Here is a 20,927-nt window from a genome sequence, read left to right as displayed (position 1 = left end):
CATGAAAAAGCTAGCCAAATTTTTGTTAAATAAATTGCCCCGTCCTATGCTCATTAAAATAAGCATAGGTATGCGGCCTCTTATTATATATTTTTTTAAAGGACATCGTTTTGTAGATCCTATAGATGGGAGGTCTTATCGCAAATTTCTCCCCTATGGATATAATAAACAAAGAGAAAATGCTCTTTCACCCGGAACTCTATCTTTAGAAAGACACCGTCTTCTATGGTTGTATTTGCAGCGAGAAACTGATTTTTTTACCAAAAATTATAAGGTCCTTCATATTGCTCCGGAGCAAGAATTTCTCAGAAAATTTAGAAAACAAAAAAATTTAGACTATACCTCTGCTGACCTTTTCTCTCCTATTGTAGATGTAAAAGCAGATATACTCGATTTACCTTTTGAAGATGAAAGCTTTGATATCATCATCTGCAATCACGTATTGGAACATATTGTAGAAGATACAAAAGCTATGGGGGAATTGTATCGTGTAATGCGTAAGGGGGGATGGGGCGTCTTTCAGGTTCCTATGAGACCTCATGTAGAAGATACTTATGAGAATTTTAGTATTACTGATCCTAAGGAAAGGCAAAAACATTTTGGTCAATATGATCATGTCCGATGGTATGGTATGGACTATTTTGACCGCTTGCAGCAGGTCGGATTTCAGGTAGAGGCCAATAGATATTCGCAGCAGTTTTCAACTGAAGACCAAAAGCGCTATAGCATCTTGGCTGATGAAATTCTCCCCATTGTTTTTAAGAGTTAGATCGCCAGATCATCTCTGTCTTTACTAGCAAGTTATATTTTATTTCACCTCTCTATATTAAAGCTAAGAGAGAGTTCTTCTATACACTATTTGCTGAGATCGGATGACTTTTGTAACCCAGATTTGCCTACAAAATATAGGGATAAACCTAACAAAGCGCCCTAAAATCATTCTTTTATTGTTAACTTTGCAGAGGATTTATTTTTTTAGATCTTTTTAATATTCAATTTTAAATTTAAAAATGCATAGAGCAGGTTTTGTTAATATAGTGGGGAAGCCCAATGCAGGAAAGTCTACACTTCTCAATCAGTTGATGGGAGAGAAATTAGCCATTGTCACACAAAAAGCCCAGACCACTAGACATCGTATCTTTGGAATTTACAATGAGGAGGATGTACAGATTGTTTTCTCGGATACTCCTGGTGTATTAGATCCTAAGTATGGTTTACAGGAGAAAATGATGGAATTTGTAAAAGAGAGTTTACAAGATGCGGATGTTTTTCTTTTTCTCGTAGACGTTACAGATAAAACGCCACCTTCGGAATTTTTAATTGAGAAACTCAATAAAATTCCTGTACCTGTACTAATCCTTATTAATAAAGTAGATCAGGCTGATCAAAAAATAATGGAGGATACCGTAACTTTGTGGCACGAGCGAATACCTAAAGCGGAAATATTACCGATTTCGGCACTTAACGCTTATAACACCGAGTATATTTTACCCAAATTAAAATCTTTGTTACCTGAAAGTCCACCTTATTACGATAAAGATCAGTTTACGGATAAGTCAGAGCGTTTCTTTGTCAATGAGACCATTCGGGAAAAAATCCTTTTAAACTATGAAAAGGAAATTCCATATTCTGTTGAAGTCGTTACCGAGCTTTTCAAGGATAAAGGTGAGATGATTTTTATTGATAGTATAATTTATGTAGAAAGGGATACCCAAAAGGGTATACTCATCGGTCATAAGGGAGAAGCGATTAAGAAAGTAGGCACACAAGCTCGTCTGGATTTAGAGAAATTTTTTGGAAAAAAAGTTCACCTCAATCTGTTTGTCAAAGTAAAAAAGGATTGGCGGAAAAACGACAGAGACCTTAAAAACTTTGGTTATCGTTAATAAAAAACTTATTGGTTAGTATAAAAAAGGGGCTTTAAAGCCCCTTTTTTATGATTTTTTCTTCAACCAATAGCAGATATAAAGAAAGATGAGCCAAATAGGAATCAGCTCCAAAGAAATTTTTAAGCCTGTAAACCACATTACCACTAAAACGCCAAATAGAAAGACGAGACATATATAGTTAGATAGGGGATATAAAAAGGCTGGAAACTTCGTTTTTTCAGTATGGGAAGTTTTAAATTTTATATGGGTACAGCTAATCATAATCCAATTGATAACCATTGTAGAAACCACCAGGGACATTAAGATATGAAGTGCTTGGTCTGGTATAACTTTATTGATAATAATAGAAATACCGACGAAGATAGCCGAGGCTAATATAGCCATAACAGGTACCCCAGTCTTGCTCAGCTTAGACAATAATTGAGGCGCATTTTTTTGCTCAGCAAGGCCATATAACATGCGGCTATTGCTGTACACACAACTGTTGTATACAGAAAGTGCAGCGGTTAAAACAATAATATTGAGAACATTGGCGATTAGACTTGTAAAGTAGACTGTTTTTCCGGCGATGGTGAATTGTAGCCCCTCTAATCTGTTGAAAACCATAACGAAAGGACTACTCCCTTCTGTGATATCTACCCACGGGGAAAGAGAGAATAAAATGATTAAAGCGCCTACATAAAAAATTAGAATTCTATAAATAACCTGATTGGTGGCTTTGGGTATATTTTTTTCTGGATCTTCTGCCTCTGCTGCCGTAATACCAATAAGTTCCAATCCCCCAAAAGAAAACATGATAAGTGCCATAGCAGCCACCAGGCCCTGGTAAGCTCCACTAGAAGAAGTACTGAGCCAGCCTTTAGGCAAAAAGCCGCCCTTATTCCATAAATTCGAGATTGCTGCATTATCACCTCCTGTGCCGCTAATGAGTAAATAGCTTCCAAATAAGATCATAGCGATAATGGCCACTACTTTTACAATAGAAAACCAGAATTCTGCTTCACCATACACCTTTACCGAGGTTAAATTCAGTGCATTAATGGCAATAAAGAAAAATAAACTAGACATCCATAAGGGGATCTCCGGCCACCAAAATTGTATATACACACCAATAGCCGTAAGTTCCGACATACTGACAAGAATATACAATAGCCAGTAATTCCACCCAGAAGCAAATCCTGCAAAAGGACCCCAATACTTATAGGCAAAGTGGCTAAAGCTGCCCGATACCGGTTCCTGTACTACCATTTCACCTAATTGTCGCATAATGAAAAAGGCGATAATACCCGCTATAATATAACCTAAAATTACAGCAGGCCCTGCTAAAACAGCAGCAGGGCCAATTCCTAGAAATAACCCCGTACCAATGGCTCCGCCTAGGGCGATAAGCTGGATGTGACGATTCTGTAAGCCTCGTTCTAATTTTTTCTTTTCTGAAGTCTCCAATGTTGATTTTACTTATTTTGATTATTTTAATATTTTAGCGCATAAAAATAATGTTTTATTACATTAAATCCTAGCTGTACATATATTTAGACGTAAAGTATGGAATATCGAAATTATATTATTGTAGAAATAAAAATCATAAGATGAATAAAGTAAATTTATTGATGGAGGTCAAGCGGATTGCATTGGAAAAAGTAGTACATTTAGAAAAGCTTATTTCCGCCACCAGAGCTTCTAATAATGATACCAAAAGCAGTATGGGCGATAAGTATGAAACTTCCAGAGAGATGTTGCAACAGGAAATCAATAGATTGTTATCCCAGCGTTCAGAAGTACAGCAGCAGTTGGAAGTTTTGAAAAATATGACTTCAAAAGCTTCAACAATTGTGGGTATAGGGGCATACGTGCAAACCTCAATGGGTAATTTTTATATTTCGGAGAGTTTGGGTAAACTCAAAATGGAGGGAATGGATATAATCGCTGTTTCTGAGAAATCACCTTTGGTGCACTCTATGCTAAGAAAGAAGTCTGGAGATGATTTTGAACTCAACGGAAAAAATCAGAAAATTTTAAACATCTGTTAGTGAGGGGTTATTGATTTTTATACTGTTTTAAATACATCAAAAAATGGGATTACTGGGGCTATATGCCAATTCTTTTAGAGGATTATCAAAGGAAGCTTGGATGCTTTCTATTGTCATGCTGATCAACCGAACCGGAACTATGGTTTTGCCTTTTTTAGGAGTATACATGACGGATCAACTCAATTTTAGTATTAAAGAATCTGGAATGGTGTTGAGTTTCTATGGAATAGGAGCTGTTATAGGATCCTGGTTAGGAGGCTATTTTACGGATAAATTTGGAGAATACAGGGTGCAATCTATCAGTTTATTTCTAAGTGCTCCATTATTCCTGTTGATTCCCTTATTTCCAAGCGTAAAGGCTATGGCTTGTATTATTTTGGTGCAAAGTATTATTAGTGAAACCTTTCGCCCAGCAAATTCTGTAGCCATTACCAAATACGCTAAAATAGGAAACTTAACAAGAGCCTTCTCCCTGAACAGAATGGCTGTTAACCTTGGTTTTTCTATAGGTCCTGCTATGGGTGGAATTTTATCTGCAATTTCCTATGAGCTACTTTTTGTAACCAATGCGCTAGGTGCTTTAGTTGCCGGTATTGTATATGTAAGATTTTTTAGAAGAAGGCATAAAATATATCAGGGGAGACAGCGTATAAGACAAAAGCTTGTAGAAAAAGAAGCGGTCGAGAAGCATCAATCCCCATATAAGGATTTTCCGTTCTTGGTGTATTGTTTTTTATGCACCCTATTTTCCATCTGTTTTTTTCAGTTTTTCAATACCCTTCCACTTTTTTATAAACAGGAAGTACATCTAGATGCCCCGACCATAGGGTATATTCTAGGTTATGGAGGTTTTATTGTCGTTATATTGGAAATGTTAGTGGTAGATTATGCTGAACGTCATTTTACCATGGCCAAAACTCTTTTATATGGGATTCTGATGTGTGGTATAGCCTATCTGATATTGGTTGTCAACCACCATATGGCTTTACTATTACTATCCATGTCGTTATTAAGCATTGGTGAAATTTTGGTACTTCCTTTTATGGTGACCATTACCGCCTTACGTTCCGGTAAAAATAATCAGGGAGCCTACATGGGGCTTAGTGGGATCACCTTTTCCATCGCTTTTATTATCACACCACTTTTGGGAACCAATATTGCCAATGAATTAGGTTTTAACACCCTATGGTTAGGAACAGGGGCTATTTTGGTCTCCACGGCAATAGCTATGTATATTGTGATTCGCTGGCTTTTTCCTCGTGTTGAGCAGCATCATTAAGTCATTCTGTTTATTTTAATAGCTTTATGTAGCAGATGATCTTGGAATTGATATCGTTGTGACGGCAATAGCTCTGTTTTTTTTTGCCTTAGATTATCCTGAAGTCATTTTGTTTGTTTTAATTGTTTTATAAAGCTGATTAGCTTGGGATCGGCATAGTTGGTCAATCCCTCCGATTGGTATACCATATGGGTATTTTTGTCCAGAATAATACTGGTGGGAAGCTTACCTCTGAAGAAATCCTGTGGTATCGTCCCATTGGCGAAGTAAAGGGGAAGAGAGAATCCCTGATCCTGGAATAGCTTTTCGGCTTTGATCTGCTGACCTTCTACTTCCAGAATAATGAAGACAACCTCTCTGTCTTCGGCAAAATGCTGGTATAAGGACTCTATGGTGGGCAGTTCCGCAATACAGGGAGGACACCAGGTTGCCCAAAAGTTAATAAAAACAATTTTTCCTTTCAACGCACTCAAGTCGGTGATACGTCCATTAACATCTTTTAGGGACATGGCCTTTGTTGTAGAGAGAGCAGCAGGGTGTTTTGCTAAGTTGGGCTTGAAAAATCCCATATATATAAGGCTTCGCTGTATAAAAACCTTTACCTCTGGCACAAAAATAAGCCCTAAGGTCAATGCAAAAAGCAAAATATTGATTAAGCGTTTCATGTGGTAAATATAGATAAATTAGCTTTGTTTGGGTATTCATGATGGATTGAGAAGTGCACAGCGCAAAGATTCAGTATTGAAATCCGATAAGAGCATTTTTTCTTCAATGATCAAAATAGCCAAACAAAGGTGTTTTATTGTGCACCTAGGGTAAAAATAGTAAGAATATAGAAAGCAGAGCAGCCAAACGATATAAAGTAGTATAGAAAATATCATCCACGATCAATGCCATATTCTGTAACTTTACCGATCAAAAAAACTAGAGATAATGAGTGTAACAGGTTTTCTGATTGAGGATAAAGAAAAAGTTAAATGGGAAGATGTTTTTCTAGATAAAGGCAGTCGGAAGAGACTAGACCAGTTGATCAAAGAATTCAGGTATCTCGATGAGCTTAAGAAATATCATCTCCCAGTGAACAATAAAATTCTTTTGCATGGTTGTTCAGGTTGTGGTAAGACCCTTACAGCAAAAGCTATCGCTACGCAATTAAATAAACCCTTCTATATATTGGATCTCTGTAATTTTATCTCCTCCAGAATAGGAGATACCGCTAAAAATATCAGAATGATATTTGATAAGGTCAATAGAGAAAATGCTATTTTATTTCTAGATGAATTTGATCACATAGGAAAAATGCGGGGGAATGATGACAAGGATGTGGGAGAAATGCGTCGCCTGGTCAATACTGTTATTCAGCTGATAGATGGTTTTTCCGAAAAAGCACTCTTGATAGCCGCGACCAATCATATCCAAATTTTAGATGTAGCATTGGTGAGACGGTTTCAGTTAAAGATACATTTTGAAATGCCTTCAGATGAAGAACTCAAAAGTTATTATACTTTCTTACTGGAACAGTTTCCGGAAAGAATACGAGTGGTTCCAGAATGTTTTGGTATTTCATTTGCAGAGGCTCGAGATTCTATTTATACCTTAATAAAAGCTCGTTTAATTCATGAGTTAGAAAAAGATATAGTTTAGCCTTAGCTTTTTTTCAGTATGGAAAATAAAAAAGCTATATCTCTGATATAGCCCTGTAAACATTTTATAGTTTCGCTTTATTTAGCCTTAAGGAATTTGCGATTACGGATACCGAGCTACAGCTCATCGCAGCCGCCGCAATCATAGGGGAGAGCAGAAGCCCAAAAGAGGGATACAATATGCCTGCTGCAATGGGAATACCCAAAGCATTGTAGAGAAATGCAAAAAGCAGGTTCTGTTTGACATTGCGTACGAGTTTTTCACTCAACACCCGTGCCTTTACCAAGGCTTTTAGATCTCCTTTTAATAAGGTTATTTGTGCACTTTCTATAGCCACATCAGTACCTGTTCCCATGGCGATACCTATATCCGATTGGGCTAAAGCCGGTGCATCATTAATGCCATCTCCTGCCATGGCAACGATTTTTCCTTGCTGTTGTAATTTTTTTATTTCAATGAGCTTATCTTCCGGCAAAGCCTGTGCTACATAGTGTTGGATACCGAGCTGGTCGGCTACGCTTCGTGCCGTTTTGGCATTGTCGCCGGTCATCATCATTACCTCAATTCCCATCTTCATTAAATCTTGCACAGCTTCCTTAGCCGTCGTTTTTACAGGATCTGAAAAGGAAAAGAAGCCGGCTAAATGTTGGTCGATACAAATAAACGACACGGTTTTTCCTTGCTCTTGTTCTTCTGTTACTTGTGCAGAGAGGCTAGCGCTAATGGAGTGTTTATACTTTTTCAGCAGGCTTTCATTTCCCACCCATATTTCTTTAGCGCTCACATTTCCAGAAATGCCCATTCCTGAAATATTTTTAAAATCAGAGGCTTGTTCTAGGATCAGATGATGTTCTTTCGCCTTATTGATAATGGCTTCAGCTAATGGGTGGGTGCTATTTTGGTTAAGGCTTGCGGCAAATTGCAATAGTTTTTTTTCTGTAAAATTGCCAATTACTTCAATATGATCCACTGTAGCACGCCCTTCGGTGAGGGTTCCCGTTTTGTCGGTTACCAGGATATTGACCTTAGATAATTTTTCCAGTGCCTCCGCATTTTTAATGAGAATACCATTTTTGGCTCCTTTTCCTATTCCCACCATAACCGACATGGGGGTGGCTAAGCCCAGAGCACACGGGCAGGCAATAATAAGTACAGCCAAAAGGTTGGCAAATGCATAAATAAATTTTGGAGAAGGCCCCCAGACACTCCATATAGCAAAGGTTAGTACCGCAATAAAGACAACAGCCGGAACAAAGATGGCTGCAACTTTATCGGTAAATTTTTGAATAGGAGCTTTACTTCTGCTGGCCTCATTCACCATCCGAATAATTTGAGCGAGTAGTGTTTCTTCTCCAACACGTTTTGCTTTCATCAGAAAAGTATTGTTTCCGTTTACTGTTCCGGATATCACAGCATCCCCTTCTTTTTTATCGACAGGAAGAGGTTCTCCAGTAATCATTCCCTCATCTACAGCAGCATATCCTTCAGTGATAATGCCGTCTACAGGAATTTTATCACCGGCTTTTACTTTAAGGATATCACCTATTTGAATATGGTCGACTGCGATTTTTTTATCCTGTCCGTTTTCTACTCGAGTGGCTTTTGTAGGGGACAATTTTATCAGTTCCTTTATTGCCGAATTGGTTTTAGAATGCGCTTTTGCTTCCATCAATTGTCCCAGGAGAACGAGGGTGAAAATAACACATACCGACTCGAAGTAGAAACTTTCCCTTCCGTGATGATCTTTAAATTCTTGTGGAATAATCCCAGGAAATAATAAAGCGGTTAAACTGTAAATGAAAGCCGCACAGGCACCTAAGCCTATAAGGCTAAACATGTTGAGCTTCCAAGTTTTAAAGGAGATCCATGCCCTTTCAAAAAACATCCACGCCGTATAGAATACAATAGGCAGGGTGAGTCCCATTTGCAACCAGCCATTGAGGTGGTGAGGGACAACCTTAGAAATGGGGTTTCCGGGGATCATCCCCCCCATAGACAATATGAATACCGGTAAAGTCAAAACTATTGAAACCCATAACTTGCTTACCAAATCTTTATAAGCAGTATCTTCATCCTCTTTAGGTGTTGCAGAAACCAAATCCATACCGCATATGGAGCAATTTCCAGGGGTCTCTTGTACAATTTCCGGGTGCATAGGACAAGTGTAGAGTATCGTTCTCTTTAAATCTGGAATTTTTTCCAGATTCATCCCACATACGGGACAACTTCCAAAGTTATCGTATAACTTGTCTCCCTCACATTGCATAGGACAATAATACTTCCCAGCCGATGATGAGGTGACTTTGGGTATTTCTTTAGATTGGTGATTTCCACAACAGGATCCGCTAGGCGGTGTGGGATTATTTTCTAAAGCTTCAATCGGACTTAAAAACATCCCACATACGCCACATCTTCCAGGTTTACTATAGACTTTATCTTTTTCGCATTTCATGGGGCAGATGTAGCGCCCGCTATCCGATTCTTGCTGAGGGATAGCAAGGGCATCATACGTAGCGGAAGAGCAACATGAGGATTCACCTGCCGTATATTTTTTCATTTCCTCTTTCAGATGTCCCACAGAGGGTAACGAATTAGAAGAACAACAAGGGGATTTGCTAGTTTCTTTTTCCAGGATGTAGTTTCCAGCCTCTTGTAACTTTTTCTCAATAAGATCTTCTGGAAACGAACCTTCAAAAATAATATGGGCCAAGGGCGGATGAAGTTGGATCTGAGCTGAAACCCCTTCAATTTGATTTATTTTATTCTCTATTTTACTGCGACAGCCATCACAGGACATTCCCTTTATTACGAATGTTTTTCTCATAATGCTGATTTTACACAGCAAAGTTCGACAATACAAAGAAGGGAGTTGTTATAAATGTAGGGGGAAAGTTTATGAAATTATGATTTTATCTAGTGGATAACGCAGTTTATTTTTGGCTTTTTGGAATTGAGAAGGAGATAAGCCTGTCACTTTTTTAAATTGGGAAGATAGGTGTTGTAGACTTTTGTAACCTAACATATCTGCAATTTGGGTTAGCGAATACTCTTTATAGGTTAAGAGTTCTTTTACCTTTTCTATTTTCTGAAAAATATAGTATTGTTCTAAGGTAATATTTTCAGTTTGAGAAAACAATTTGGAAAGGCTACTGTATTCTTTATGGGTATGATCACTCAGAAAACTGGATAGTTTAAAGTGTTCTTCTATATCCAAACCCTGCACTTTTTGTAGAATTAAGGTTTTTATTTTTTCAATGAGTTGCAGGGGATAATCTTTTAAAATTTCAAAACCTTGCTCCTTTAAGGCTAGCTCCAACTCTCGCAATTGCTCCTGAGTTAGTGAGGCACGCGTAATAGCAGTCCCTAACTCAAGATTTTCTAAAGCGATATCTAAATTTTTAAAGATGTTTTCAATAGAGGATATACATCTTGGGCATACCATATTTTTAATATATAGTTCCATCATTATTCAGGGAATCTATCATGAGGATATTCTATTTTTGTTTTTCCATGGGGGGTGGGTTTGCCATTTTCGTCAAGGCTTACCATGATGATTTTATCTATTTTTATAATCGTTTGTCGGGTCATTTTATTTCTGACTTCGCACGAAAGAGTGATCGAAGTTCGGCCAAAGGCTGTAGCCAAAATTCCTATTTCGATAATATCCCCTTGATTGGCGGAGTGAATAAAATTAATTTCAGATATAAACTTGGTAACACAGCGTGGATTCTCCAATTGAATAATCGCATAAAGCGCTGCCTCCTCATCTATCCACTGTAAAAGTCTACCCCCGAAAAGAGATTGATTGGGATTTAAATCTTCTGGCTTTACCCATTTTCGAGTATGGAAATTCATTGTCATCGTAACCTTCTATTTTTTGCAAAAGTAGTAAACTTCTAACGATTATGAAGAGGCTTTTGATGTATCATTTAGAATTTGGGCTATTGAAAAATTCAATAAGTATTGATAGTCTTTAAGCTGAAAATGTATTTCAGTCTTTAAAAAGAGGGTGAGAAGAGATTGATTCTCTTTTTTCCTTAAAAACATTTAAAGGATGAAGAGTAGATAAATAAAAACAACCGATGAATTATCATCGGTTGTTTCGCAAATACTTGTTATTTTTTAGATTCTTCAACAGAAACTTTTCTAAAGTCTTTCAACAGTTTGCTTAACTCTAAAGCTGCTTTACGGGCTCTTGTTCCAGCTGCTTTATTCCCTTTCTCCAACTGAAGATTAGAATCTGTTTTAAAAACTTCAAATTCCTGTGCGATTTTGTCTAATAGTTCTTGCATATAATATATTTTAGGATTGCAAATATAAAATAATACTTTCTTATAAAGAATATTATCCCTATAAATATCATCGATATTTATTTTTTTGGATGAATCTATAAAAAAATAAACATCCTCCCCAGCGGGAGGATGAAAAAGTATTAAAAATAGCCTGTGAATTAAGCTTCTTTTTTAGCTTCTACTGGAGCATCAGAAATGATTTCAAAATCATAGTCGTGTTCTACATTTCTGTGAAGTCTTACCTTAGCCGTAAATTTACCAATTCTCTTAATGGTATTGCCTGGAATCTTGATGAATTTTTTCTCGATTTCCACTCCTGCTTTAGAGAAAGCTTCTGCAAGATCGGCATTGTTGATAGAACCAAAAAGCTTATCGCCCGTACCCACTTTCGCAGGAATGCTTAAGCTTATTTTCTTAAGTTGTTCAATTTTAGCCGTTGCAGCTGCAACTAATTTAGCTTCTTCTTCTTTTCTGGTTTCTAAAGTCGCTTCTAAAGCAGCTTTATTTTTAGGAGTTGCTAATACAGCATAACCTTGAGGAATAAGAAAGTTACGAGCGTAACCTGGCTTTACATCAAGGGTATCAAATTCTAGTCCTAAATTCTCAACGTCTTTTTTTAAAATAATTTGCATTGTTGTTGTCCTTTAATAGATTAAGGATTTCAAGATATAAACCAGGCCATTTGCTTAGAGTTCTCGTCTTTGAAATCTGTAATCAAGTTAGAATGAAATTTATTGATTCAGCAACAAAAGAAGCAATACTTAATAGTATGCTTCCTTTATTATAATTTTGTCTTATTATTTTAAAAGATCTGCAACGTAAGGCATTAAAGCCAAATGTCTAGCTCTTTTAATAGCTGCAGAAACCTTTCTTTGATATTTTAAAGAAGTTCCCGTATATCTTCTTGGAAGAATTTTGCCCTGTTCGTTTACAAATTGTAGCAAAAAGTCAGCATCTTTGTAGTCTACATGCTTAATTCCATATTTCTTGAAGCGACAGAATTTCTTCTGTGTTTTAGTATTGATATCTAAGGGAGTAAGAAATTTTACTTCAGACTCACCACCTTGAGCGGCTTGTTGTGCCATTTCATCTATTGCCATTGTCTTTAAGATTTTTAAGGGTTAATTAAGCTTTTTGAGTTTTCAATTTTGCTCTCCTTGCCACTGCATAATCTACAGCGTGCTTATCCATTTTAGTAGTTAAGTAACGGATTACTCTCTCGTCACGTTTGTACGCTAACTCTAAATTAGCAACAACCTCTCCTTCACCTTTAAATTCGATTAAAGTGTAGAATCCATTTTTCTTCAACTGGATAGGGTAAGCTAGCTTTTTAAGTCCCCAGTTTTCTTTAGCAACGATTTCGCAACCATTCTCTTTAAGAAGGTCTTCGATTTTTTTAACTGCTTCCTCCACCTGCGCGTCAGATAGAACGGGAGTCAAAATGAAAACAGTTTCGTAATTGTTCATAATATTAAAAATTTGTTTTTTTATTTCGAGCTGCAAAACTAGTCTATTATTTCGGTTTATACAAATAGATTCTAAAAAACTCTTTAAAAAAAGGTGTACTGATAAATGTTTAAAGAGTTACCAGATAAGATATTCTGGAAAAGAACACCTATTGAAAACTCTTAATTTTATGGTGAAACTCTTCTGCAGTAAAGGATCCCATTTTTTCTTCTATTTTGTTGCCTTTTGAGATTCTGGTAAAGGGAATAGACCCTCCGTCCCATGATTGGGTGTGATTCTGTGCAAAGTTTTCGGTGGCATTTTTCATATCAAATAAAACAATATGGTGGCTTAGACCTTGTATATTGCCAAATTCCTTCACTTTAGTATCCCAGTCTTCAGGTGCGTCTACACTTACAAAGGTAAATTTAGTTTTTTTCCCTTTTAATTTTTCCATTTCTGCCTTAAAGTGTGGGATTTCCATCATGCAGGGTCCACACCATGTGGCGAAAAAATTCGTAATGTATAGGGTATCATTATCTTTTGTTTTCAGCAGATCGGCTAATTTATTTTCATCATATACCACGAAATTGTTGCTAGAGGCTAAACTGTCGGAAGGAGGTAAACTCTCTGCGTTATCTACAGTGGTAGGCGAAATTACCGGGGAGTCTGATTTTTTACATTCTATAAGCACCAGTAGGGCCACAAGCCCGAAGAGTAGCTTTTTCATTTTTTTTATATAATTTTGTATCATAATGTCAGATAGCTTTACCATAAGAAACCCTATCCAATTCCATTGGCTAAAATTAGTCAAAAAAAAACGATTGACAAAAAATAGCTTTTCCCTCAGCTTTGAGGTTCCTGATTCACTAAAGAAAGCTTTTTTATACAATTCGGGGCAGTATTCCAGTATAAAATGGGGTGGTAAGCAACGCGACTACTCCTATACTTCTGCACCTTATGAGGAGTGCTTAAGTTTTGGGATTAAGTTTAAAGGCTGTGATAGTTTTGCTTATCAGCTTTACCAGCAGTTAGAGGAAGGAGAGGGGGTAGAAGTCTCTGAGCCCAGAGGGCGGTTTACAATAGCGCTAAAACCGAATGAAAAGAGAAGTATTTTAGGATTTGCCGCAGGAATAGGCATTAGCCCCATTATCAGCCATCTTAAAAATATACTTTATCACGAACCATATACCCGTTTTTTTTTATTTTACAGTAATAGAGATAAAGAGAGTATTCCCTTTATAGAAGAATTATCTCGTTTGCAGGGGCTGTATTCGGATAGGTTACAGATTTTCTTTTTCTTCTCTAGAGAGCAGGCTGAAAACCCTCTGTTCCAAGGAAGATTAGATGAAGCAAAGCTGAGTTTAATCATCAATCAAATTCTTCATTTGGATGAAGAGGATGAAGAGTCTACGATCTGGGATGCTACGGATGAAGTTTTGATATGTGGACCGGGTGGTATGATTAAGTCGATCGCGAATGCATGTTATAAGAGGGGGATTCGAAAGAAGAATATTCATTTCGAGCTCTTTGAAGAATTTAATGAAGATATTTACGAAATAGAGGAAACCTTACCTATTATTAAAGACATCAATGTGAAATTCACACTACAGGGAAGGAACTATCAATATGATATTCCTTCTAACGAAACTCCGATATTATCGGCCTTATTAGAAGCTGGATTTAATATTCCATATTCTTGTAAATCAGGCATATGCGGTTCGTGTAGATGTCGACTGACCAAAGGTAAAGTTTATATGGTAGAAAATGACTACTTAACAGAGAAAGAAGTGGAGTGGGGGTTAGTGTTACCTTGTGTAGGAATAGCATTAACAAAGGATATTAATCTAAATTTTGACAATAGCTGAAGAAAAATCTGTACATAGGAGTAAAGGCGTGTGGCTACGGTATAGAATTTATAATTTTGCTGATGTTTTTAGCGAATTTTTGGGTTATTTCCCTCACTGAAGGGAGGACTTTTAAAAAAATCAGTAAAATTCCCACTCAAAAATGTGCCTTGGTATTGGGAACTTCTCCTAAAACTAGAGAAGGTAGAGCCAATCCATATTTTATTAGCCGTTTGGAAGCCGTAATGGCTCTTTATAACCTAGGTAAAATAAAGAGAATTATTGTAAGCGGAGAGAAAAGTCGAAATTACGATGAGCCTCATGCTATGAAAAATTATTTGATCTATAACGGGGGAATTCCGGAATATTCAATTATCGAAGATCCGGGAGGATTTAATACCCAAACCAGTATATCCAGGTGTAAATATATTTATCAGGAACATAATATTATTATTGTTTCTCAGAGATTTCATAATGTCAGAGCCTTATTTATTGCAAGAAAAGAGAAGATGAATGCTTATGCTTTTGATGCCAAAGATATCAATGCCAAAGAGAGCTTTTATCGTAATCACGCGCGTGAATTTCTAGCGCGAGTCAAAGCTGTAGTTTTGTATATACTCAATATTTCTCCTCATATTTCCGGAGATAAGATAAATATTGAGTAAAGAGACTGCTTTTTGTACAAGATTTTTTTCTATATGAGAGGTGAAAAATAAAGGCAATCTATACTGATACAAAGAGTAAAAAGTTTTAATCTTCACTTTTGGTAAGCTTAATTCTATCGAGTTGATTTTACGGCTTATAGATAAAATATAAAGAAATTTTAAGGATTTTTTTTATCTTTGCCAAAATAAAAATAAATGCTTGTAATAGGTATAGCAGGAGGTACAGGATCAGGGAAAACTACCGTAGTTAACAGAATTCTTCAGAAGCTTAATATTGAAGGGGTTAATGTTCTTTCGCAGGATAATTATTATTTAGACAATCAACATCTTAGTTTAGCAGAAAGAGAAAAACTGAATTATGATCATCCAAAATCCATAGATTTCCGATTGCTTTTAGACCATGTAACAAAATTAAAAAATCATAAAGAGATTGATCAACCTGTTTATTCCTTTGTTACCCATAGTCGTACCGGAGACCATATTTTGATAGAACCTAAGAATGTTTTAATAGTAGAGGGCATTTTAGTGCTTACGAATAAAGAGTTATTAAAAGAATTCGATCTTAAAGTCTTTGTTCATGCAGATTCAGACGAAAGGCTTATCAGAAGGATAAAAAGAGATACTCAGGAAAGAGGTCGCGATTTAGAGGAGGTGTTACATCGTTATCAGACTACGCTAAAACCTATGCATAATGAATTTATAGAACCTTCTAAAAATGAGGCTGATATTATTATTCCAAATATGAGACATAATAATGTAGCCATTGATTTTTTAACAACAGTAATCAATAATTCGTTAAAGAAACAAAGTGTATAAAAATGCATCATCTTATTAAAGGTATAAAAAAACCATCTCGAGAATTTAGATTTTTCCGTACGTATATTTTAAATAAATATGTGATTACCATTATTGTTTTTTTGATTTGGATGACCTTTTTTGATAGCACTTCGTTTTTAGTCATCAATGAGCTCAATAGTGAGATTAGAAAATATGAAGAGCAGTTGGATTATTATAAAAAAGAGTATTATAAGAACGACGCTATTTATAAGAAACTCATGTTTAATAAATCTGAACGTGAGAGGTTTGCACGTGAAAACTATTTTATGAAGAAAAAAAATGAAGAGATTTTCATATTAGTAGTCGATAGTATTAAGAGTCAGGAAAAGCCATAATCATGTTTTTAGGAAAAGTGCTTCCATCGATTTGATGTATAAAGAGAAAGAAAGGGCTTAGTATTTTAAAGCCTTTTCTCTTTTTAATCCTGTGCATTTATTTCGTTTTCATTGAAAAAGATAAAAACCTTAAAACCATCTGAAAAATGGATTTTACTACGATTTTTCGCCCCGAAGTTCGCCAATTTATAAAAGAAAATATTCACAAGGATCTGACGAAGCTATTATTGTCGAATTCTCCTTTTGAGGACATTAGTATGCAGCAGATCGCACAACAGATAAAAGGATGTCGTATTGCCGAAAAAAAATTTCCATTTCTGTTGAAGGAAGGCATTGTTTTTCCACCCCAGCTTAACCTTGAGCAATCGTCCTCTCAGGCTACGGCCATTTTTAAAGCGAGCTTATTTGGAGGCGAAAGTTTACTAGATCTCACCTGTGGTTATGGTATAGATGCTTATTATCTTTCTGAAAATTTTAAAGCAACTACTCTTGTAGAACAAAATCGCGAGTTACTTGATATTGTAAAGCACAATTGGTCTATTCTCAATAAGACCCACGTACTTTATCTTCATCAGGAAATCAGCTTTTTTTTGCAAAATAATACCGAGAGGTTTTCTTTGATATATTTGGATCCTGCGAGGAGGGATATGCATAATCACAAAAAATTTCTTCTAAAAGATTTATCTCCCGACATTATCAATATCGGAGATGAGTTGCTTAAATTCTCAGACAAAATACTTATAAAATTGTCCCCCTTAATGGATATATCGATGCTGATTTCACAGGTGAAAGCGATATCATATATTTATATTATAGCGGTAAAAAATGAGGTCAAAGAACTGCTCATTGTTATAGATAAGGCTTATGATGATGAGTTATCTTTAAGGGTTTGTAATCTGCAAAGTAATGATCCCGATTTAGAAATTCCCTACTCAGCCTTGCATGCATCAGTAGCCTCCTATGGAGAAGTTTCCTCCTATTTATATATTCCCAACAATGCACTCTTAAAATCGGGAGCCTTTAATTTTATCTCGGAGTATTTCCAGTTAGAAAAACTCCATCCCAATACTCAGTTGTATACTTCTAACCATAAAATTGAAAATTTTCCAGGCCGTGTTTTAAAAATTGTGTCTACCGATGCTAAGGCTATCAAAAAAGGAGAACGGTTTAATATTATTGCAAAGAACTATCCTTTGACACCTGAGCAGATAAAAAAAAAATATAAGATAAAAGATGGAGGAAATCAGTATTTAATTTTTACCCAAAGTCGCCAGAGGAAGCTTATTTTAAAATCAATTTAAATTACTTTATCCATTATTTGCCACAGAAGTCGATAATTATTAATTTTGGCAGCGTTAATAAAAAAGACATGAAAAAATATATTCTATCTGCCGTAATCATTATGAGTTTAGCTTCGTGCAATCTACCCCAGGGAGGTAATAAAAACAGGGTGAAAATTACCGATGAAGTGCAGCGTTATTCTGATGATATGATACCTGCTCAAAAGGAGCCTCAATTTGGGCCTCATTCGGTTACAACACCTGCTCCGTCCATAGACAGCAGTCAGTCTGCTCACTCTAAAACGGTCAACGATTCTGCGCAGGCTGTGACAGGCCAGGTAGAAGCTCAAAAATAATTAAAATTAAAAAGCATATAAAAATGCCTTGCCTTTTGCAGGGCATTTTTTATATTTACTTAAATTAAAAAATACTATGTCAGAAACCCAAAATTACATCCAAGAACATAAACAACGCTTTTTGGATGAACTTTGTGATTTATTAAAAATAGCATCTATCAGCGCCGATCCAGCTTACAGTAAAGAGGTTTTATCTTGTGCTGAGATGGTGGCAAAACATTTAACAGAAGCAGGTGCAGAACAAGTCGAAATTTGTAATACCAAGGGTTATCCCATAGTATATGGCGAGAAAATAATCGATCCTAAATTACCTACAGTTTTAATATATGGTCATTATGATGTACAGCCTCCAGATCCTTTGGAGTTGTGGGAGAGTGGTCCTTTTGAACCCGTAGTAAAGACGACTCCTTTACACCCTGAAGGGGCTGTCTTCGCAAGAGGCTCAGCCGACGATAAAGGTCAGTTTTTTATGCATGTAAAAGCTTTTGAAGCAATGATAAAAAGCCATACTTTGCCGTGTAACGTAAAATTTATTATAGAAGGTGAAGAAGAAGTAGGATCTGTAAGTCTCGGTGACTGGATCACAGCGAATAAGGAGAAATTAAAAAACGATGTTATTCTTATTTCCGACACCCATATTTACTCTAAAGAACAACCTACTGTCACTACGGGACTTAGAGGTCTTAGCTATGTAGAAGTAGAAGTGGAGGGACCCAATAGAGACTTACATTCCGGTCTTTACGGAGGGGCCGTTCCCAATCCTTTACATGTTTTATCTAGAATGATCTCCCAACTAATAGATGAGGAGGGAAAAATCACCATCGATGGTTTTTATGATAATGTAGAAGAGGTATCTCCGGAAGAGAGAGTAGAAATGAATAAATTAAAAGATGATCCCGAGGGCTTCAAGCAATCGATTGGTTTAAAAGATACAGAGGGAGAGAGGGGATACACCACATTGGAGAGAACTTCTATAAGACCTACTTTAGATGCCAATGGTATATGGGGAGGGTATATTGGTGAAGGTGCTAAGACTGTAATTCCTTCCAAAGCATTTGCTAAGATATCTATGCGTTTAGTTCCTTATCAAACACCTGAGGAGATTACTGAAAAATTCAGTCGATATTTTCATAAAATAGCGCCTAAAAATGTAACAATAAAAGTCACACCTCACCACGGAGGAATGCCATATGTCTTACCTATTGATACGGACGAATATAAGGCCGCAAAGATGGCTATGGAAAAAGCTTTTGGTACAGAAGTATTGCCCTATAGAAGTGGGGGGAGTATTCCTATTACTTCATTATTTGAGCAGGTATTGGGAAGTAAATCCGTACTTATGGGCTTTGGATTAGATTCTGATGCCATCCATTCTCCCAATGAACATTATGGATTGTTTAATTTCTATAAGGGAATCGAGTCTATTCCTTATTTTTTTCAATATTATGCAGAATTAAAAAAATAAATTACAACAGATGTTGAAAAATAAAATTGCGTACATTACCGGTGGCACAAAAGGCATAGGCTTTGGTATCGCTCGTGTTTTATTAGAGGCTGGGATGAAAGTTGCGATTAGCGGTCGGAAATTAGAAAATGCAGAAGTCTCAGCAAAACAACTTTGTCAGGATACTTCAAGAATGCTAGCTTTACAATCCGATGTTAGAAATTTTGAAGATGAAGTAAGAGCTTTACAGCAGGTGAAAGATTATTTTGGAGGGGTAGACCTCGTGGTCTCCAATGCTGGTATAGGCCGTTTTGCTTCCGTAGATGAGCTCTCGCCTGAAGCTTGGCATGAAATGATAGACACCAATCTGAACGGGGTCTTTCATACCTTAAAAGCATCTGTAGAGCTGTTGAAAAAATCTAAGGGATATTTTATTTCCATTGCTAGTTTAGCCGGGAGTCATGTTTTTGCTCAAGGTGCAGGTTATAATGCCTCTAAATTTGGAGCGGTAGGATTCACTCAGGCCGCAATGTTGGATCTGAGAAAATATCATATTAAAGTTTCCACCTTACTGCCAGGATCGGTAAAATCCCATTTTAACGAAAATATACCCAGTCAGGATGATGATTGGAAAATTCAGCCAGAAGATATAGGGTCACTAATTGTAGATATTATAAAGATGGATCCTAGGGTATTGCCCTCAAAAATTGAAATAAGACCTACCTTACCAAAGTTATATGATAATTAGTATGCTATGTATATATTTTTATTATGCATGCATAGTGTTTTTTATTAACTTAGCCTAAATTCAATATACCTATTATGAAAATATTAGTATGTATAAGCAGTGTACCTGATACCACTGCCAAAATAAACTTCACGGCGGATAAATCCGCATTCGATAAAAATGGAATTCAATGGGTGATTAATCCTCTTGATGAATTTGCTTTAACCAAAGCTATAAATTTGCAAAATTCTTTAGGTGCTACAGTAAGTGTAATCAATGTAGGAGGAGCAGAAACAGAATCTGTGATCAGAAAATGCTTGGCAATTGGAGCAAATGATGCAGTGAGAGTAAATATAGAACCGGGAGATAGTCTATCAGCTGCAAAAGGTATTGCTAAAGTAGCCCAAGACGGAGGCTATGATCTCATTCTTGCAGGAAGAGAATCTATAGATTATAATGGAGGAGCCGTACCTGGCATGGTGGCTCAGTTGTTAAATCAGCCTTTTGTAAATGCCTGTGTAGGCTTAGAAATTAAAGATGGAGCAGCGACTGCAGTTAGAGAAATTGAAGGAGGGAAGGAAACTATTTCAGTAAAATTACCAGCAGTTATCGCTGGGCAAAAAGGTATAGTAGAAGAAAAAGATCTTATTATACCCAATATGAGAGGGATTATGTCTGCCAGAACCAAGCCATTACAAGTGGTAGAACCTTCAACAACCGAGGTTAAAGTTGAAGCGGTTTCTTTCGATAGCGCTCCACCGAGAGCAGCTGTAAAGCTGGTTGCTCAAGACAATTTAGACGAGCTGGTAAAACTACTTCATGAAGAAGCAAAAGTGATCTAGTATTATTTTCTAAC

The 20,927-nt window shown here is 36.5% G+C and carries 24 protein-coding genes; 14 read left to right on the top strand and 10 right to left on the bottom strand.

Translation table 11 applies throughout. From position 1 onward, the window contains the following. Window position 1 precedes the first annotated feature (1 nt). Complete coding sequence (locus tag GNY06_RS06530; protein ID WP_166519315.1) at window positions 2-769, top strand: class I SAM-dependent methyltransferase; 768 nt, start codon at window positions 2-4, stop codon at window positions 767-769. 241 nt (window positions 770-1,010) lie between these two features. Then, window positions 1,011-1,886: a GTPase Era gene (era, locus tag GNY06_RS06525; RefSeq protein WP_166519314.1), complete on the top strand. Its 876-nt coding sequence runs from the start codon at window positions 1,011-1,013 to the stop codon at window positions 1,884-1,886. A 48-nt stretch (window positions 1,887-1,934) separates the two neighbouring features. Here the strand turns inward: era and GNY06_RS06520 are convergent, their stop codons facing one another. After that, window positions 1,935-3,335 carry an amino acid permease gene (locus GNY06_RS06520; protein ID WP_166519313.1) on the bottom strand — a complete coding sequence of 467 codons (1,401 nt, stop codon included), beginning with the start codon at window positions 3,333-3,335 and terminating at the stop codon, window positions 1,935-1,937. A 143-nt stretch (window positions 3,336-3,478) separates the two neighbouring features. On the opposite strand from GNY06_RS06520, the gene GNY06_RS06515 reads away from it, so the two are divergent. Further along, the gene (locus GNY06_RS06515) at window positions 3,479-3,919 is read left to right on the top strand and encodes a hypothetical protein (protein ID WP_166519312.1); all 441 of its coding nucleotides are present in this window, start codon (window positions 3,479-3,481) and stop codon (window positions 3,917-3,919) included. A 43-nt stretch (window positions 3,920-3,962) separates the two neighbouring features. After that, window positions 3,963-5,198: an MFS transporter gene (locus GNY06_RS06510; RefSeq protein WP_244614378.1), complete on the top strand. Its 1,236-nt coding sequence runs from the start codon at window positions 3,963-3,965 to the stop codon at window positions 5,196-5,198. 104 nt (window positions 5,199-5,302) lie between these two features. Here GNY06_RS06510 and GNY06_RS06505 read toward each other — a convergent pair whose 3' ends face one another. Further along, window positions 5,303-5,863: a TlpA family protein disulfide reductase gene (locus GNY06_RS06505; protein WP_166519311.1), complete on the bottom strand. Its 561-nt coding sequence runs from the start codon at window positions 5,861-5,863 to the stop codon at window positions 5,303-5,305. A gap of 268 nt (window positions 5,864-6,131) precedes the next feature. On the opposite strand from GNY06_RS06505, the gene GNY06_RS06500 reads away from it, so the two are divergent. Next, window positions 6,132-6,842 carry an AAA family ATPase gene (locus GNY06_RS06500; RefSeq protein ID WP_166519310.1) on the top strand — a complete coding sequence of 237 codons (711 nt, stop codon included), beginning with the start codon at window positions 6,132-6,134 and terminating at the stop codon, window positions 6,840-6,842. Between the two features lie 64 nt (window positions 6,843-6,906). On the opposite strand, the gene GNY06_RS06495 is transcribed toward GNY06_RS06500, so the two are convergent. The 8 genes from GNY06_RS06495 to GNY06_RS06460 form a co-directional block, all read right to left on the bottom strand. Then, entirely contained in the window at window positions 6,907-9,666 is a 2,760-nt protein-coding gene (locus tag GNY06_RS06495; protein WP_166519309.1) for a heavy metal translocating P-type ATPase, read from the bottom strand. A gap of 69 nt (window positions 9,667-9,735) precedes the next feature. Continuing rightward, on the bottom strand, window positions 9,736-10,308 hold the full coding sequence (locus GNY06_RS06490) for a helix-turn-helix domain-containing protein (protein WP_244614377.1): 573 nt from the start codon (window positions 10,306-10,308) through the stop codon (window positions 9,736-9,738). After that, window positions 10,308-10,697: an acyl-CoA thioesterase gene (locus tag GNY06_RS06485; RefSeq protein WP_166519308.1), complete on the bottom strand. Its 390-nt coding sequence runs from the start codon at window positions 10,695-10,697 to the stop codon at window positions 10,308-10,310. Before GNY06_RS06485 ends, GNY06_RS06490 begins: the two co-directional genes overlap by 1 nt. Before the next feature lie 260 nt (window positions 10,698-10,957). Further along, entirely contained in the window at window positions 10,958-11,134 is a 177-nt protein-coding gene (locus tag GNY06_RS06480) for a histone H1 (RefSeq protein ID WP_166519307.1), read from the bottom strand. Window positions 11,135-11,292: 158 nt separating this feature from the next. Beyond that, on the bottom strand, window positions 11,293-11,766 hold the full coding sequence (rplI, locus tag GNY06_RS06475) for a 50S ribosomal protein L9 (RefSeq protein WP_166519306.1): 474 nt from the start codon (window positions 11,764-11,766) through the stop codon (window positions 11,293-11,295). Between the two features lie 165 nt (window positions 11,767-11,931). Beyond that, window positions 11,932-12,234, bottom strand: a complete 303-nt coding sequence (gene rpsR / locus GNY06_RS06470; protein WP_021347702.1) for a 30S ribosomal protein S18 — start codon at window positions 12,232-12,234, stop codon at window positions 11,932-11,934. Between the two features lie 25 nt (window positions 12,235-12,259). After that, window positions 12,260-12,601 carry a 30S ribosomal protein S6 gene (rpsF, locus tag GNY06_RS06465; protein WP_166519305.1) on the bottom strand — a complete coding sequence of 114 codons (342 nt, stop codon included), beginning with the start codon at window positions 12,599-12,601 and terminating at the stop codon, window positions 12,260-12,262. A 148-nt stretch (window positions 12,602-12,749) separates the two neighbouring features. Then, window positions 12,750-13,310, bottom strand: a complete 561-nt coding sequence (locus GNY06_RS06460; protein ID WP_166519304.1) for a TlpA disulfide reductase family protein — start codon at window positions 13,308-13,310, stop codon at window positions 12,750-12,752. Window positions 13,311-13,404: 94 nt separating this feature from the next. On the opposite strand from GNY06_RS06460, the gene GNY06_RS06455 reads away from it, so the two are divergent. From GNY06_RS06455 to GNY06_RS06415, 9 genes are all read left to right on the top strand, one after another. Next, on the top strand, window positions 13,405-14,448 hold the full coding sequence (locus tag GNY06_RS06455; protein ID WP_244614376.1) for a flavin reductase family protein: 1,044 nt from the start codon (window positions 13,405-13,407) through the stop codon (window positions 14,446-14,448). Between the two features lie 62 nt (window positions 14,449-14,510). Next, complete coding sequence (locus GNY06_RS06450; protein WP_166519302.1) at window positions 14,511-15,092, top strand: SanA/YdcF family protein; 582 nt, start codon at window positions 14,511-14,513, stop codon at window positions 15,090-15,092. A 195-nt stretch (window positions 15,093-15,287) separates the two neighbouring features. After that, a complete protein-coding gene (gene udk, locus GNY06_RS06445) occupies window positions 15,288-15,908 on the top strand; it encodes a uridine kinase (RefSeq protein ID WP_166519301.1) in 621 nt (206 codons plus the stop codon). Window positions 15,909-15,910: 2 nt separating this feature from the next. Next, the gene (locus tag GNY06_RS06440) at window positions 15,911-16,264 is read left to right on the top strand and encodes an FtsB family cell division protein (RefSeq protein ID WP_166519300.1); all 354 of its coding nucleotides are present in this window, start codon (window positions 15,911-15,913) and stop codon (window positions 16,262-16,264) included. Window positions 16,265-16,410: 146 nt separating this feature from the next. Further along, entirely contained in the window at window positions 16,411-17,565 is a 1,155-nt protein-coding gene (locus GNY06_RS06435; protein WP_166519299.1) for a class I SAM-dependent methyltransferase, read from the top strand. Window positions 17,566-17,633: 68 nt separating this feature from the next. Continuing rightward, window positions 17,634-17,900, top strand: coding sequence for a hypothetical protein (locus GNY06_RS06430; RefSeq protein WP_166519298.1), 267 nt, complete (start codon window positions 17,634-17,636; stop codon window positions 17,898-17,900). A gap of 76 nt (window positions 17,901-17,976) precedes the next feature. Beyond that, a complete protein-coding gene (locus GNY06_RS06425) occupies window positions 17,977-19,365 on the top strand; it encodes a dipeptidase (RefSeq protein ID WP_166519297.1) in 1,389 nt (462 codons plus the stop codon). Window positions 19,366-19,375: 10 nt separating this feature from the next. Further along, a complete protein-coding gene (locus GNY06_RS06420; protein WP_166519296.1) occupies window positions 19,376-20,092 on the top strand; it encodes an SDR family oxidoreductase in 717 nt (238 codons plus the stop codon). Between the two features lie 74 nt (window positions 20,093-20,166). Further along, the gene (locus tag GNY06_RS06415) at window positions 20,167-20,913 is read left to right on the top strand and encodes an electron transfer flavoprotein subunit beta/FixA family protein (RefSeq protein WP_166519295.1); all 747 of its coding nucleotides are present in this window, start codon (window positions 20,167-20,169) and stop codon (window positions 20,911-20,913) included. The last annotated feature ends 14 nt before the right edge of the window (window positions 20,914-20,927 follow it).

It is taken from the genome of Elizabethkingia argenteiflava (genome assembly GCF_009904105.1).
GTDB classification, from domain to species: Bacteria; Bacteroidota; Bacteroidia; order Flavobacteriales; family Weeksellaceae; genus Elizabethkingia; species Elizabethkingia argenteiflava.
This window is presented reverse-complemented; position numbering and strand designations above follow the sequence as displayed.